Origin of the sequence: Desulfovibrio subterraneus, assembly GCF_013340285.1 — a bacterium.
Classification (GTDB): Bacteria; Desulfobacterota; Desulfovibrionia; order Desulfovibrionales; family Desulfovibrionaceae; genus Halodesulfovibrio; species Halodesulfovibrio subterraneus.
Genome location: NZ_BLVO01000013.1, coordinates 1,322,844 through 1,337,521, shown reverse-complemented (window position 1 = coordinate 1,337,521; position 14,678 = coordinate 1,322,844). Strand labels below are relative to the sequence as shown.

Genomic DNA, 14,678 nt, shown 5'->3' with positions numbered 1-14,678 from the left:
AATGCGCCCCAATAAGTAGGCATAGAAAGAGCCACTTGGCAGTCTGCTAAGTGGCTCAAATTGTTTTTGTGGGGGAGAGGGTGGGATTTGTCCCTCTCCCCCACGACAATCGCTAACTAGCTGAGTTTATTCGACGCGCGCCTTGGGTTGATGGACGTGTGTATTCGCTCTGTGTATCCGCTGAGTGGTGGCGTGCTAATCAGTAGGAGTATTGTCTTCTTCGCAAGTCAAACATATACCTTCATCGCTAAGCACGTTTCCGGGGCAACTTGAACATTTTTCCCTTATGACGTTGTGTGTTTCGTCGCATACGGGGCAGTATATTGTTGTACAATCCTTACTGCGCGATGTAAGTCGAGCGAGCTTTGATTCAAAGTCGAAGTCTTTCTTTGCGTCGTTGTAGCACTTTGGACAAAGATATGCTCTTCTTGACTTTACTATGTTGAAGTATTTTTTAACTACACTTGGTGGAAGGAGGTCAATTATAAGTTCTGTCTCAATACACATGATGTCTATATCGTAGTCATTCCCTCCAAGCAAGTGGTTTGGCTTTCGAGATAGATAATCAAGACGTAGTTGTAGCCAAGATTCATTTTTTAAAAATGTGTTATGTATGTACAATACTGTTTCTATTATATCAATAGCTGTAAGCGTGATATCTTTTTTCACCGAATGCATTATAACATTTCTAATTATACGAAGATTATTATAATTAGAAGTAAAGTCCTTAGGCATTTCTCTTTCACAGACAGTGTCGTGAACCTTAATGAGGTCCTGAGAGTCTATAGTTCTAAACTCATTAAAGTGCAGCTTGGCATCAGAGTATGGTGTCGGCCATGAACTAGGATTTCCAGCAATCAGTATATATGGTGAAACATTCGCGATCTCTCCCTTGAGGAGAAACTCAGTTCCTTGCTGCATTATGGACACCGCTGTGTTCAGGTGTCGCTTGGACGCCTCCCAATATTCCCTTTCTTCATCTTCAAAATCAGGCGGATACACCTCCTTTAAATCCATAAGGAGGCTTGCTACGATGTCCCAAGCATAGGCAAGGAGCTCTTTCCCGGAATCGTGAAAGTCTTGAGCGGTAGGAATATTGTCGATCATATGATGCTCGCTAGTGGGATGGCATAACAAAACAGATATACAGGAAGGGAAGGTTACTAGCTTTTTTGCAGCCTGTATAGCGTCTGCCTGCTGATACCGTACTCCATCGCCAGCCCCTTCTTCTCTTCCCCGGCTTCGATCCGCGCCTTGAGTTCATCGACCTGTTCGACTGACAGCTTGGCAGACCTGCCGCAATGCTTGCCTTTGTCCAGCGCCTCGGCAATTCCCTCTCGCTGATGCTCCTTGATGATTGCTCGTTCGAACTGAGCTACACGGCACCGATGGTCTGAAGCTGAAGAGTCTGAATGGGGTTGTTCATCTCGGCGGTGAACGTGAGGCGGCTGGTGTAGAAAAAGTTAAAGCCCCCTGAATCACTTTCGTGCTTCAGGGGGCTTTAACTTCGTGGCGGAGAGGGTGGGATTCGAACCCACGTAGAGGCTATTAACCCCTAACTCGATTTCGAGTCGAGCGCGTTACGGCCGGACTTCGCTACCTCTCCGTATGGTCTTTCGATTGGGCGAAGGAGATTCGCTGTCGTCGAAAGGGACTTGGTTACTAAGATATTTTGATGGCACGCGCAAGCATAAAATTATGGGTGATGGAAGGATGTTGGCAACCGATTCCCTGTTCTGATGCGATGAGCGACAATATGCCTGCGAATGGAAAACAGACCCGCGCAGGGAGCGCTTCGCAAATTCTGCAATGCCTGCGTGATGTGATATTTGCATGAATGCACCAAACATCTTGAAAAAATACCCGAGCGGGGTATGATGGCTGTAGTCTAATCAATTATGCAACACGCTGTCGCTCTATGCGAGAGATCAGGAGATATCATATGGCTACAATAACCAAGATGACCCCCAAGGTGGCTTACGACATGGTGCAGCAGGGCAAGGCCGTGCTGGTGGATGTGCGAACCACAGGCGAGGCGGTTGCCGAGCGGCTGCCGGATTCCGTGTTTCTTCCTTTTGATATTGTCAGCCGGGAGCGGGTAGAGGCCATGGGCGGCAAGGGCAAGCTGCCGGTGCTTGTGTGCCGCTCCGGTGCACGCGCTGCAGATGCCGCAAAGGCGTTGGCCCGCGAGATGGATGAAACCGCAGTGCTGGACGGAGGCATGGTCGCATGGAAGGAAGCAGGCCTGCCAGTGATAGAAGGCCGTAAGGCCATCCCTCTGGAACGGCAGGTGCTCATTGCTGCCGGGAGCATCGTCTTACTGTTCACCTTGCTCGGGTTGCTCGTCTCTCCATTCTTCTTTGCCATCCCCTTGTTTGTGGGAGGCGGAATGATCTTTGCCGGAGTAACCGGCGTGTGCGGCATGATGCGCGTTCTGGTCATGATGCCGTGGAACAAGGTGCCGCTCTGCGGCGGAGAATGCCCGATACGCAAGTGACATACGCAAGCCGGGTAACATGGCTCTGCTCTGTGAGCGTCCGGTCTGCATGGCCGGATGGAATGCATGCAAAAAAGGGCGGGACAGTCAATGCTGCCCCGCCTCAGGTTACTGACAAACCCTCGTTTTCAGTAAAACCGTATTTCCGTTAAGCCGGAGCCTAAGACCCAAAAACGGATTTTCATCGCTTATACGAGGTGCAGGAACGTTAGGTTCCTGCCCGGCGGAGCCCCAAATACCAAAAACGACTTTCAGCAATCTGAGGCGGGACAGTTAATACTGTCCCGCCTTTCAATTTGGTGTGGAGCGATAAAGATTGATATGGGGCTTGCGCTCAGTTGTCGGGGGGCCGGTGGACGGGGTGAATGTGTTCCATGATGGCGGCTGTTTCTCGCCAGAACTCTTCATAGCGGTTTCCAGCTTCAATCTGCGCGGCGTGCCTAACGGCGTTCAGGTGATTGTAGTTGCTCTCCACCAGTGCAAATATGGCCGGGTCCAGATGCAGCTCATCCGTCATTTTGCGCATTATGCCCAGCACGCTGGATTCATCCAGCCCTGCACGGTAGGGACGATCTTCCGTCAGTGCCGTGAATATGTCGCTTATGGCCAGTATGCGGGCGGGAATGTCATATTCTTCCGGTACAGGACGGAAAGGGTAGCCTCGTCCGTTGAGCTTGTCCTGATGGAAAGAGGCCGTGCGGGCTATGTCCCGCAACCCCTTCGCCTGATTCAGCATGGAAAAGGTGTAGAATGGGTGGGTTTCGATAACGGCCCGTTCCTCATCGGTAAGCGGCCCGTTCTTTTCGAGAATTTCGTTGGGTACAATCAGCTTGCCAAGGTCGTGCAGTTGTCCGGCAAGTTGCAGGTGCAAGGTGTCCTTGAAGCCGGCAAGCTTGCCCAGCTCAACGGCAGAGGCGGCAACGCCGGAGGAATGGGTGGATGTGAAGCGCGACTTGTAGTCTATGGCAAGCGTGAGGATGTCCACAAGTTCCAGCAGTTGCGGCGTAGAAAGCATCTCGCCCGTGTCCTGCAGGCCGACAGTGCTGTATTCACTGTGCACACCGTGCAGCCAGAAGGCATCCCGCGCAGAGGCATCTTCAAATGCCCGCACCACCTTGGGGCAGAACAGGGTGCCGGATAATTCCGTAATGGTTTTGATGATGCGCTTCATCTCGGTGAGAATCTGGTGCTTGTTCGTGATGGATATGTCTATCCTGTCGGCAAGGTGGATGATGTATGCATCCAGAGGAATGGGGTTGCCTTCGATATCAAAGCCTTTTGTCGCATCCCAGTGCACATGGTGGTGCAGAATGGTATTGGTTATGTCTTTGAACAATGCACTCTGGCTGAGAAGAATGTAGCCCACAGCACAGTGCTTCTCCGGTGCAAGAACGTCAAAGGCATGCAGGTCCTTCATCTCTGTTATGGAAAGCGTGAAGCAGCCGATGTCGTGCAGCTCTGCCGCAAGCATCAGGCGTTCCCGTTCTTTTGTGGTGTAGCCCAGTGCCTCGGCAATGAGTGATGAAAAGATGGCAACCCGCTTGCCATGTCCGGCAACTACAGGACAGACCAGATCCTGAGTTGCGGCGAGGGTTCTTACCAGTTCTGCTCGCGAAATCTGGATGTCCATATATCCTCCGGTACAGCCAATACAGCCGGGTGAAGCGCGAATGGTTGAATGACAGGCAGATAATGCATCATACGGTACTGTATTGCCATTATAGACCGCGTGGAAATGCAGAAAAGGCGTGTTGTTCCCCTGTGTTGGGTGGGTTTTAATATGAAAAAAAGCCCTCCGGCGAGGGCCGGAGGGCGGTAGGGTCAACAGGGTGCGGTGTCGGATTTTCGCAGTTTATGTTCCTCTCTGCGCTTTCTGAAAAAGGCAGAGAGCTGAGCCGCGCATTCCTGCGCAAGCACGCCGCCCATGTGCCATATGGCATGGTTTTGAAACGGCAGCTCAAGAGCCTCCATCTGCGAGGCGAGCACGCCGGTCTTGGGGTCGGTTGTGCCGTAGACAATACCGCGTACACGCGCATGCACCATGGCTCCGGTGCACATCATGCACGGCTCCAGCGTAACCACCAGCACGGCGTTTTCCACCCGGTAGTTGCGCACGGTTGCGGCGGCGTCGCGCAGGGCAAGTATCTCCGCATGGGCGGTGGGGTCATTGTCGGTAATGGTCCGGTTATGTCCCCTGGCCAGTATCTCGCCGTCCGGAGTTACAAGCACTGCGCCCACGGGAACCTCGCCCAGTTCTTCGGCCTTGGCGGCTTCTTCCATGGCAAGGCGCATGAGCGCTTCCCACGAGTCCCAGCCGGAAGGCAGAGCTGTCAGCTCCGCGCGGCAGTGTTCCAGTTCCCTGCGAGTTGTCATTGGTTAGACAATAACGTGCTTCTTGATGTGGGCCACCACTTCTTCCGGGGTGTCCAGTATGGTAATCAGGTCCAGTTCCTTTTCCTTGATGTAGCCGCCGGTTACCATCTGGTCCTTCACCCAGTCGATCAGGCCGTTCCAGAATTCGCTCTTGTAGAGTATGATGGGGAAGGGCTTTATGCGGTTGGTCTGGGTAAGAACAAAGGCTTCCGTCAGTTCGTCCAGAGTGCCGAAGCCGCCGGGCATAACCACATAGGCCATGGCGTATTTGATGAACATGAGCTTGCGCACGAAGAAGTAGCGGAAGTTGCAGCGCACGTTCATGTAGTTGTTGCTGTGCTGTTCCATGGGCAGGTGTATGTGCAGGCCCACCGAGGTGCCGTTTACAGCGGATGCTCCCTTGTTGCCGGCTTCCATGATGCCGGGGCCGCCGCCGGTGATGACGCCGTAGCCAGCTTCCACAAGCATGCGGGCCAGCAGTTCCGTCTCCTGATAAAGGGGGGAATCCGGTGCAACGCGGGCAGAACCGAAGATGGAAACGCACTGCTCAAGCTCGCTCAGGGTTTCGAATCCGTCCACGAGTTCCGACATGATTTTGAAAAGACGCCACGATTCCTTAATGGAAAGGCTGTCTATGACATACTGTTTTGATGAAGGCATGTTAGCTCCTGTGATAGCTCGGTTGATCGCCGCAGGGCGGCGGAACAGGGTATGAGAGCCCGATAGTAGGGCAAGTATAGGGTTTTCCGGCAACGGGTGCAACGGGTGGAAATTACTTGCGCTTGGCGGCTTCTGCGGCCATAGTGATGTCCATTTGTGACGTCGGCGTACTTCTTGAGTCTAACCTACTACAGTGAGTTGTGCATGAAGATACAGTTTCTCGGAGCTGCGCAAACCGTAACCGGCTCCTGCTACATGATAGAAACGGACGACAAGCGCTTTGCCATCGACTGCGGTATGCATCAGGGCAACAAGGAAATTGAAAAACGCAACGTTGATACCGATATATACGAACCTGCACGGATAGACTTCTTTCTTGTTACGCACGCACATATCGATCATACCGGTCTGCTCCCCCGCATGGCCCGCATGGGCTTCAAGGGAAAGATATATTGCACGGAACCCACGCGGGACCTGCTGGAAATAATGCTGCAGGACAGCGCCCACATTCAGGAAATGGAAGCCGAGTGGGCCACCAAAAAGCAGAGCCGCAAGGGCAAGAAGCCCGTGGAACCTCTGTATACGCAGGATGATGCGGCCCGTGTTTCCAGATTTTTTGAAACGGTTGAATACAACCAGCCGTTTGAACCATGTCCCGGTGTGAGAGTAACCTACCGCGATGCCGGTCATATTCTCGGCTCTGCCTTCCTTGAAGTGCAGGTGAAAGAAAACGGCGACAGCACCCGCATGGTTTTCTCCGGCGACCTTGGGCGTCCCAACCAGCTGATGGTGAATGATCCCGATGAACCCGGCATTGCCGATTACCTGTTCCTCGAATCCACCTACGGCGACCGTAACCACAAGGACAGCGGCACCAGCCGCGTGGAACTGGCCGAAGCCATTGCCTACAGCTACGGGCATGGTGAAAAGGTCATTATTCCCGCCTTTGCCGTGGAACGCACGCAGGAAGTGCTCTACACGCTGTACCTGCTGGATAAGGAAGGCAAGCTGCCCAAGGATATGCCCATATATCTGGACAGCCCGCTGGCCATTCGCGCAACGGAAATTTTCAGAAAACATCCCAAGTATATGGATGACGAGTTGCGCAAGATCATCGAGTCCGGCGAAGACCCGCTTGATCTGCCCAACCTGCGCTTTACGCTGAAGACGCATGAATCCACCGCTCTTAACACCATGGATGGTCCCGCGATCATCATCTCCGCAAGCGGCATGTGCAACGCAGGACGTGTAAAGCACCACCTGCGGCATAATATTTGGAAGGATGGCGCCTCCATCGTGTTCGTGGGCTATCAGGGACAGGGCACCCCGGGCCGCAAGATCGTGGACGGAGCGCAGACCGTGCGCCTGTTCGGCGAAGATGTTGCCATTCGCGCAAAAGTGTTTACCATCGGCGGATTCTCGGGTCATGCCGGTCAGAGCCAGATTCTGGATTGGGTCAAGTCCATTGCCCGTCCGGAGATGGAAGTTTTTCTGGTACACGGCGAAGAAATGTCGCAACGGACCCTTGCAGGGCTGTTGAAGGAACAGTTCGGCGTGTCCGTGAACATTCCCGAGTACCTTGAAGAGCTTATGCTCAAGCCCGGCAAGATTGTCGAAACCATTGTGGATTCGCAGCGGGCCCAGCCGAGAGTGGATTGGTTGTTCCTTATCGGCGAAACCGAGTCCAAGATGGCGCAGCTGCGCAAGCGTCTTGAAAAGGTCGAGGAAAAGGATTGGATGGAACAGGTCGAAATACGCGACCGCCTTGTGGAACTGAACAGCGAAATCCTGAGCTTTTTGTCTCAGGTATAGCGGACTTACGAATACATGCGAATCATTGCTGGTGAATACGGAGGCAGAAGCCTCAAGACCACAGAGGGACCGGGATACCGGCCTGCCACGTCCAAAGTGCGGCAGGCAGTGTTCTCCATGCTGGAGTCGCGCGGCCTGTACTGGCCTGACGTGCGCGTACTGGATCTTTTTGCGGGCAGCGGCGCTCTGACCTTCGAGGCTCTCAGCCGCGGGGCGCAAGAAGGCTGGTTTGTGGAAATGAACAAGAAGGCGGCGGCGCTGATTACGGAAAACGCCGTCAAACTGGGCGTTGCGCCCGACCGGTATCGCGTGTTTGCCGAAGACATGAAGAATGTGGTGAGCAAACGGGCGTCCGAGCCTTTCGATCTCATTTTCATCGACCCGCCATACGGTTTCAACTTCCTGACACCGGCGCTCACGGCCGTGCTTCGTTTCGGCTGGCTGGCCGAAGGCGGCTTCATTTGCGCCGAGGTGGAGTCCAAGCTCCCCCTGCCGCCGGAAACCGAACACCCCGATCTGGAACTCATCGCCAACAGGGCCTACGGGCAGACAAGGATTTTGCTATGGACCACAAGGGAGAACGGATAGCCGTCTATCCCGGCACCTTCGATCCGCTGACCAACGGACACGTCAGTCTCATCAAGCGTGGCCGCCATATCTTCGACAAGGTGATCGTGGCCGTGGCCAACGATACCCCCAAGTCGCCGCTGTTCTCCATTACCGAGCGGGTGGCCATGGCGGAAGAGGTATTCAAGGACCATGACGACATCGTCGTGGAACCTTTTTCCGGCCTGCTGGTGGACTATGTGGAGCGTCGCGGAGCCTGTGTCATTCTGCGCGGGCTGCGGGCTGTTTCGGATTTCGAATACGAATTCCAGCTCGCGCTCATGAACCGCAAGCTCAAGCGCCACATACAGACCGTGTTTCTGATGACCGACTACCAGTGGCTCTACATCAGCTCCACCATCGTCAAGGCTGCGGCCAAGCTCGGCGGAGACATAAAGGGGCTGGTGCCGGACAACGTATATCGCAAGCTGCGCGAGAAATACGGGTATCCCTACCCGTTGAACATGTAATTCATCACAATGACACAAATTCCCGTCATATGTCTTGTCGGCCCCACCGGGGCCGGCAAGACCGCGGCTTCGTTGCATCTGGCTGAGCGTTTTGCCGGCAGCGTCGTCAATCTCGACTCACGTCAGGTCTACCGCGATTTTCCCATCATCACGGCCCAGCCCTCTGCCGAAGAACAGTCGCGCTGCCCCCACAGGGGGTACGGCTTTCTGGCAACGGAAGAGAAGATTTCCGCAGGCCGTTTCATGGACATGGCCGCAGAGGCCATAGAGCAGACCCGCGCCGAAGGCCGTCTTCCCCTGCTGGTGGGTGGCACCGGCCTGTATCTTAAGGCGTTGCTTGAGGGGCTTGCCGCCATTCCGCAGGTGGACCCGGAACTCATGGTCCGCTTTGAGCGTGAATGCGACCGGCACGGACCCGAGGTTCTGCACGCAAGATTGGCAGGCATTGATCCGGACTATGCGGCGAAGATTCACCCCAACGACAGGCAGCGCATATGCCGAGCCCTTGAGGTGTATGAAGGTACGGGAAAAACCTTCAGCTGGTGGCATGCGCAGCCCATGGAGCCTACTCCCTATGCGGGTTTGCGGTTGGGCATTCAGACCACGCTGGATGAACTGGCCCCGTTGCTTGGCAGGCGCATAGACATCATGCTGCAGCTCGGTGCGCTGGAAGAGGCCCGCGAGGCCCGCAGGCATTGTGATAATCCCGAAGCACCGGGGTGGTCCGGGATCGGCTGCGCAGAGGTATACCGGCACCTGACCGGCGAACTGTCGCTGGAAGAGTGCCGCGCCCTCTGGCTGAAGAATACGCGGGCCTATGCCAAGCGGCAGCTGACGTGGTTCCGGCGGGATGAGGCAATCCACTGGGTGGGGGCTCTGGATTTTGCCGCAATGGATACATTGGTGGAACAGTTTCTGGAGCAACACGGGTAGGGGGCCTGCAGACAGACCTGCAGACGCGTTGGCGTCATCCGTTTCCGGCTGCGGCGGAATGCTGAGTTGGGAAGCGGCAAAGGAGCGGCAATGGCTGATTCGGCTGTGCGACAACCGGTTGAGCGGCAAAAGGACGGGCGTGCCTGTTCCGGTGTCCCGCATGGCGGCTGCACGCTGATAGGCCGACCTTCTTTCTGCCGGCATCGTAACCTGTCCCCCAATATGTCTCGGAACATGTTTCGGGACATGTTTCTGAGCATGTCACAGAACATCTGTCAGACCATCTGTCAGAATATCTACCAGAGCATCCGTCAGATCATCTATCAGAACAGGCTCTGTGCTAGAGCGCGCAATCTGCCGCCGTTTTTGCCATACATCCTGTCGCTCGTTCTGCCGTTCGCTCTACCGCTCGTTCTGTTGACTGTCCTGCTGTATATTCCTTCTTTGGCGTACGCCTATTCATTCGATCCCGCCCCCCTCAAGGCGCGGGCAACCCGCCTGCTGGATTCCGGCGAACTGCTTGAATGTGTTGATGTCTGGAATATGGTCCGGACATACAGCCCCCGTCCCGAAGACCGTGCGGAAGCCCTTGTCCGTATGGGCGACGTCTACTCCCTTTTTCTCGATCAGCCTGATGAGGCCCTTGCCGCTTACGGCGCAGCCATGAAGGTGCATCCGGCCCTGCCGGTGCTGGAAAACGGCTATTTCAATGCGGGCATGATTCTCTATGAGCAGGGGCGTGTTGACGAGGCGCGCGAGACGTTCAGGACCTATCTTCTGCGTTACCCCCACGCATCCCGCAGGGAGACAGCGCTGTTCATGCTGGACAGGATGGCTTCCGAATCCGGCTTCACGCAGGGTACTGAACGTGGGAGTACACCTCAGTTTTCAGGGAAGGAGCCGGTTGTCAGGGTGGCGGTTGCGCGTGCATCCGATCTTGTCTTCCGGTCATCATCTACGGTGAATGTCCAGATTCGGGAGCAGGCCTCGAATGCACGGCAGGGCGGTCTGGTGCTTCCGGCCGGTGAAAACAGATGCTATGTCCGCGGGAGCAGCCTTGTTCTGGGCGGCCGTACCATGGGGAAAAGCGTGACGCTGACCATTCCCGCCGGGCAGCGCATGGCGTTTGATGCCTCGCCTGCGGTGTATGGCGGCACCTTCCTGCTGCTGGCGGAAGGGGATCAGGTGGTTGCGGTGAACCATCTGCGTATGGAAGAGTACCTGCAAGGAGTTGTACCTGCAGAAATGCCAGCCTCTTTTTCCTCTGCCGCGTTGCAGGCGCAGGCTGTTGCGGCGCGCTCCTACGCGCTGTACCTGACAATGCGCTCTGCGGGTAAAGCCTATGACGTTGCGGCGGACACCGGCTTTCAGGTCTATGGCGGCATGGATGCAGGCACGGCGAAAACCCGCGCGGCCGTTAGTTCCACCAGGGGCAGGGTGCTGCAGTTTGATGGAAGGGTGGTATTAAGCTATTTTCATGCGCACAGCGGCGGCATGCTGGAAGATGACCGGCAGGTCTGGACGGCGGACATGCCCTATTATCGGGTGCAGCATGATGAAATTTCGAACCGCACGCGCGATATGCGCTGGCGTTTCTCCCTCACGGGCGAAGAAATTGCCGCAAGGCTGCGCGAGTACGGGTTCAGCATTGCCGGTGTCACGAGTGTCCGTATCGGGCAGCGCACGGCATCCGGCAGAATAGGAACGGTGGTTGTTGAAACTGACAGGCGTTCTGTCCCGCCGTCCGAATCTCCTTTGCCCAAATCTTCTTTGGACGGTGCATCATCCGGACGCATTGTGGAGATGAAGGGCAATGCCTTCCGGCTCATGCTGGGGGCAGAGCGCATGCGGTCCACACTCTGCGATCTGGAATGGCAGGGGAGCTCCCTTGCCATATCGGGCGCAGGCTACGGGCATGGTGTGGGCATGAGCCAATGGGGCGCGCAGGGCATGGCCCTAGGCGGTGCTTCATGTGAGCAGATTCTGGAACATTATTACCCTGATACGCGGCTGGTGCGTGCGTATTAGGGATACAGCATGACAAGCGGAACGGCGCACTTAACGGCGCATTAGGCGTGACAAACCTTTCGGATGGATAGATGAATCGTCGGGATGTATTGATGATGGGCGGCGTGCTGCTCGCCGGAATGATGACTGGTTGTACTGCTTCGGAGGCTGTTCGTGCCGGAAGGCTGATTGCCACGGGCGATGTTCAGGGTGCAGGCGTGTGGGCTGCGGAAAAGGGAACCCGCTATGCGCTGAACCCCAAGCAGCTTGAAGCGGACCTCAAGCGGTTTGCCCAGCGGATAGAAGTTTTCCGCAAGGCCGTTGGCGGCGAATGGGGCGACAAGGAAGTTCGTGAGCCGGAACCCAAAACCTACGTCAAATATACCCAGAACTACAAAAGCCGTGCGCTTGTGGACTTTGACAAGGGGCTTATCACCGTTGAAACCGTGGATACGGAAAAGCCGCTGGTCAGTCTGAAGAATGCCATTGTCACCACGCTGCTTACGCCGAATGACCCGCGCGGGCTGGACCTGTGGACCTCCGGTGAGGTGAAGCTGGGGGAAACGCCTTTTCTGCTGGGTGAAGTTCGTGACTATGACGGGCAGACGTTGCGGTATGCATGGCGCACCGAGCGCTTTGCCGACCTGCTCATCAAGCGCAGGGGCACCATGCGGCAGACGCAGGTGGGGGGCAAATGGCGCACTGTGCATTCCGTGGGAATTCCCATGGTTGCGGATCATGGCCACATACGTGCGCTCAAGTACAAGGTGCACGTGGACAAATATTCCCGCAAGTACGGGGTGAGTTCCAACCTTGTCTATGCGGTTATCAAGACTGAAAGCGATTTCAACCCGTGGGCTGTGAGCCATGTGCCTGCCTACGGGCTTATGCAGATAGTTCCCAAGACAGCGGGGCATGATGTCTTCACCTTCCTGAACGGGAGCGAGGGCTATCCCTCATCCGAGCTGCTGTATCAGCCGGAGAATAATATCCAGTATGGTGCCGTATATCTGCACCTGCTCAATACCCGATATCTCGGAGCCATCCGTCATCCTGTTTCCCGTGAATATTGCGTTATTGCGGGCTATAACGGCGGGGCGGGCAATGTGCTGCGCACCTTCCATGCAGACAGGGGCAAGGCGGCGAATATCATCAACGGCATGTCACCGCAGGCTGTGTACGACAAGCTCACACGGTCGTTGCCGTACATGGAAACCCGGCGGTATCTGTGGAAGGTGGTCAACGCCCGCAAGGAATTTGTCGGGCTTCAGTAGCTAGTCTTGCCGCAAGCTATTGTGTATATCTGCACGGTGGTTTATGGATGCACTTTCGTGCCGTTTCAAAACGGTGCCTGTTGATAGAGAAACTGGCCGCCGGAAGGCGGTGTAATATGCAACATTTGGAGATAGTATGAAAAAATTGACTTTGTCTGTCGTGCTGCTGCTTTCTGCCGTGCTGATGCTGGGCGGCTGTAACGGGGCCGAAAAGGCTGCTCCCAAGGTCGCTGTTGTTGATGCCGGCAAGGTCTTTCAGGAATCCGCTCCCGGCAAGGCCGGTGTAGCCTACCTTGAAAAGATCAGCGCCGCCGCGCAGGAAGAGTTCAGAACCCTGCAGGCCGAAGCCGAAAAGGACAAGTCTCAGGAATCCATGCTCAAGATGCAGCGCGCTCTTGGTGAAATCCAGCAGCGCATGAATGCTGAGCAGCAGATGGTTATCGGCAAGCTCAACGATGCTTTCAAGAAGACCCTCGACACCTACCGTGACGAGAAGAAGCTGGAAGTTATCCTGCCCGCGGAGCAGGTCATTTCCTTTGGACAGGCTTCCGACATCACCAAGGACATCATTGCCGCCATGGACAAGGTGACCGTGACCTACGAAGCTGAGAAGGCTCCTGCCGAAGCCGCTCCTGAAGCAGCACCTGCAGAAGTGAAGGCCGAAGAGAAGGCTGCCGAAAAGGCCGCTGAAAAGCCTGCCGCTGAGACCAAGAAGGACTAGTTCCTTCCGGTTGCTGAAAGCTGGTAACCCGCCTCCTGTCCAGGGGGCGGGTTTTTTTATATCCTTTCACCCCGCTGTCACTCTTTTGTCTTGAAGACGGACAAGCCCTGAGGTACATTTCGCGGCTCGCAGGGATATCTCGGGGTATGAAAGATATCCCTGCGAATTTTGCGCAGACTTGTCGAAAATGATCATTGTGATCCTTTTCATTGTTTCGTTTTTTTCATATTATGCATACCATTCGAACGTTTCGAGTGACCCGAAACCGCTTTTCACGCTGGAGGAATACTGATGGAAGCCCCGGAAAAGAACCTTGCCCTGGATCTCGTACGAGTCACGGAAGCCGCCGCGCTGGCCTCTGCCCGCTGGCTTGGCAAGGGTAATAACGATGCAGGCGACGGCGCTGCGGTCGATGCCATGCGTCTGTGCTTCAAATCTTTGAATATCAAGGGAACCATCATCATCGGCGAGGGCGAAAAAGACAACGCCCCCATGCTGCACAACGGTGAGAAAGTGGGCACCGGCAATGGCCCTGCCGTTGACGTTGCCATTGACCCCGTAGAAGGCACCAAGCTGCTTGCCTATGGTCGTCCCAACGCTATCTCCGTTGTGGGTACCGCGCCTGCGGGAACCATGTACAATCCCGGTCCCAGCTTCTACATGCAGAAGCTTGTCGTGCCTCCGGCAGCACGCAACGCGGTCGATATTGACGCTCCGGTCAAAGAAAACCTGGTCAATATCGCAAAGGCGCTTGGCAAGGACGTTGATGACCTCGTCGTATTCGTTCTGGACAAGCCCCGCCACGAAAAGCTCATTACCCAGATCCGCGACGCCGGTGCACGCATTCAGCTGCACACCGACGGTGACGTGGCTGGTGCGCTTATGGCAGTAGATCCCCGTTCCGAAGTGGACGTGATGATGGGCACCGGCGGCACTCCCGAAGGTGTTCTTGCTGCATGTGCTATCAAGGGCATCGGCGGCCAGATCTTCGCCCGTCTTGATCCCCAGTCCTATGTGGAGAAAGAAGCCATTCAGGAAGCAGGCATAGACCTGCGCGAGATCCACACCGTGGATACCCTGATCAAAAGTGACGACGTACTCTTCGCTGCCACCGGCATCTCCGGCGGTACCTTCCTGCGCGGTGTGCAGTACACCGGCGACGGTGCCGTTACCCACTCAATGGTCATCCGTGGGAAGACCGGCTCCATCCGCTACATGGAAGCCATCCACAATTTCAACCGTCTGATGAAGATCAGCTCGGTAAAGTACGACTAGTTTCGACCTGTTCTGATCTGTTCCGATTTTTCAGTGAGTTGCGGCCGGCC

The 14,678-nt window shown here is 55.5% G+C and carries 14 protein-coding genes and 1 tRNA gene; 9 read left to right on the top strand and 6 right to left on the bottom strand.

Translation table 11 applies throughout. The annotated features are described in order from the left end of the window. Positions 1-195: 195 nt before the first annotated feature. The 3 genes from HUV30_RS13080 to HUV30_RS13070 all read right to left on the bottom strand — a co-directional run bounded on the left by HUV30_RS13080 (position 196) and on the right by HUV30_RS13070 (position 1,606). The gene (locus HUV30_RS13080; protein WP_174405868.1) at positions 196-1,107 is read right to left on the bottom strand and encodes a hypothetical protein; all 912 of its coding nucleotides are present in this window, start codon (positions 1,105-1,107) and stop codon (positions 196-198) included. 56 nt (positions 1,108-1,163) lie between these two features. After that, positions 1,164-1,247: a helix-turn-helix domain-containing protein gene (locus HUV30_RS18400; protein ID WP_243452203.1), complete on the bottom strand. Its 84-nt coding sequence runs from the start codon at positions 1,245-1,247 to the stop codon at positions 1,164-1,166. A 263-nt stretch (positions 1,248-1,510) separates the two neighbouring features. Continuing rightward, a tRNA-Ser gene (locus HUV30_RS13070) sits at positions 1,511-1,606 on the bottom strand. Between the two features lie 336 nt (positions 1,607-1,942). Here HUV30_RS13070 and HUV30_RS13065 point away from each other — a divergent pair. Further along, positions 1,943-2,497, top strand: coding sequence for a rhodanese-like domain-containing protein (locus HUV30_RS13065; RefSeq protein ID WP_205245219.1), 555 nt, complete (start codon positions 1,943-1,945; stop codon positions 2,495-2,497). A 334-nt stretch (positions 2,498-2,831) separates the two neighbouring features. Here the strand turns inward: HUV30_RS13065 and HUV30_RS13060 are convergent, their stop codons facing one another. From HUV30_RS13060 to HUV30_RS13050, 3 genes are all read right to left on the bottom strand, one after another. Next, entirely contained in the window at positions 2,832-4,127 is a 1,296-nt protein-coding gene (locus tag HUV30_RS13060; RefSeq protein WP_174405866.1) for an HD-GYP domain-containing protein, read from the bottom strand. A gap of 191 nt (positions 4,128-4,318) precedes the next feature. Next, on the bottom strand, positions 4,319-4,870 hold the full coding sequence (tadA, locus tag HUV30_RS13055) for a tRNA adenosine(34) deaminase TadA (protein WP_243452174.1): 552 nt from the start codon (positions 4,868-4,870) through the stop codon (positions 4,319-4,321). Positions 4,871-4,873: 3 nt separating this feature from the next. Then, positions 4,874-5,530: an LOG family protein gene (locus tag HUV30_RS13050; RefSeq protein WP_174405865.1), complete on the bottom strand. Its 657-nt coding sequence runs from the start codon at positions 5,528-5,530 to the stop codon at positions 4,874-4,876. Between the two features lie 204 nt (positions 5,531-5,734). Here HUV30_RS13050 and HUV30_RS13045 point away from each other — a divergent pair, with 204 nt between their 5' ends. The 8 genes from HUV30_RS13045 (at position 5,735) to glpX (ending at position 14,628) form a co-directional block, all read left to right on the top strand. Then, entirely contained in the window at positions 5,735-7,342 is a 1,608-nt protein-coding gene (locus HUV30_RS13045; RefSeq protein WP_174405864.1) for an MBL fold metallo-hydrolase RNA specificity domain-containing protein, read from the top strand. Positions 7,343-7,357: 15 nt separating this feature from the next. After that, positions 7,358-7,930 (top strand): 16S rRNA (guanine(966)-N(2))-methyltransferase RsmD, encoded by a 573-nt coding sequence (rsmD, locus tag HUV30_RS13040; protein ID WP_174405863.1) that lies wholly within the window; start codon positions 7,358-7,360, stop codon positions 7,928-7,930. Further along, on the top strand, positions 7,906-8,418 hold the full coding sequence (gene coaD, locus HUV30_RS13035; protein ID WP_174405862.1) for a pantetheine-phosphate adenylyltransferase: 513 nt from the start codon (positions 7,906-7,908) through the stop codon (positions 8,416-8,418). Before rsmD ends, coaD begins: the two co-directional genes overlap by 25 nt. A 9-nt stretch (positions 8,419-8,427) precedes the next feature. Next, on the top strand, positions 8,428-9,351 hold the full coding sequence (miaA, locus tag HUV30_RS13030) for a tRNA (adenosine(37)-N6)-dimethylallyltransferase MiaA (RefSeq protein WP_174405861.1): 924 nt from the start codon (positions 8,428-8,430) through the stop codon (positions 9,349-9,351). 258 nt (positions 9,352-9,609) lie between these two features. Next, positions 9,610-11,379: a SpoIID/LytB domain-containing protein gene (locus HUV30_RS13025; protein WP_174405860.1), complete on the top strand. Its 1,770-nt coding sequence runs from the start codon at positions 9,610-9,612 to the stop codon at positions 11,377-11,379. 71 nt (positions 11,380-11,450) lie between these two features. Then, entirely contained in the window at positions 11,451-12,632 is a 1,182-nt protein-coding gene (locus HUV30_RS13020) for a murein transglycosylase domain-containing protein (protein WP_243452173.1), read from the top strand. A 136-nt stretch (positions 12,633-12,768) separates the two neighbouring features. After that, positions 12,769-13,353 carry an OmpH family outer membrane protein gene (locus HUV30_RS13015; protein WP_174405859.1) on the top strand — a complete coding sequence of 195 codons (585 nt, stop codon included), beginning with the start codon at positions 12,769-12,771 and terminating at the stop codon, positions 13,351-13,353. A gap of 291 nt (positions 13,354-13,644) precedes the next feature. Then, the gene (gene glpX / locus HUV30_RS13010) at positions 13,645-14,628 is read left to right on the top strand and encodes a class II fructose-bisphosphatase (RefSeq protein ID WP_174405858.1); all 984 of its coding nucleotides are present in this window, start codon (positions 13,645-13,647) and stop codon (positions 14,626-14,628) included. Positions 14,629-14,678 lie beyond the last annotated feature (50 nt).

Coding starts and splice junctions, on each gene's coding strand:
- rsmD (WP_174405863.1), top strand. CDS start 7,358: ATGCGAATCATTGCTGGTGAATACGGAGGCAGAAGCCTCAAGACCACA.
- HUV30_RS13050 (WP_174405865.1), bottom strand. CDS start 5,530: ATGCCTTCATCAAAACAGTATGTCATAGACAGCCTTTCCATTAAGGAA.
- HUV30_RS13025 (WP_174405860.1), top strand. CDS start 9,610: ATGTCACAGAACATCTGTCAGACCATCTGTCAGAATATCTACCAGAGC.
- HUV30_RS13060 (WP_174405866.1), bottom strand. CDS start 4,127: ATGGACATCCAGATTTCGCGAGCAGAACTGGTAAGAACCCTCGCCGCA.
- HUV30_RS13015 (WP_174405859.1), top strand. CDS start 12,769: ATGAAAAAATTGACTTTGTCTGTCGTGCTGCTGCTTTCTGCCGTGCTG.
- coaD (WP_174405862.1), top strand. CDS start 7,906: ATGGACCACAAGGGAGAACGGATAGCCGTCTATCCCGGCACCTTCGAT.
- HUV30_RS13045 (WP_174405864.1), top strand. CDS start 5,735: ATGAAGATACAGTTTCTCGGAGCTGCGCAAACCGTAACCGGCTCCTGC.
- HUV30_RS13020 (WP_243452173.1), top strand. CDS start 11,451: ATGAATCGTCGGGATGTATTGATGATGGGCGGCGTGCTGCTCGCCGGA.
- HUV30_RS13065 (WP_205245219.1), top strand. CDS start 1,943: ATGGCTACAATAACCAAGATGACCCCCAAGGTGGCTTACGACATGGTG.
- tadA (WP_243452174.1), bottom strand. CDS start 4,870: ATGACAACTCGCAGGGAACTGGAACACTGCCGCGCGGAGCTGACAGCT.
- miaA (WP_174405861.1), top strand. CDS start 8,428: ATGACACAAATTCCCGTCATATGTCTTGTCGGCCCCACCGGGGCCGGC.
- glpX (WP_174405858.1), top strand. CDS start 13,645: ATGGAAGCCCCGGAAAAGAACCTTGCCCTGGATCTCGTACGAGTCACG.
- HUV30_RS13080 (WP_174405868.1), bottom strand. CDS start 1,107: ATGATCGACAATATTCCTACCGCTCAAGACTTTCACGATTCCGGGAAA.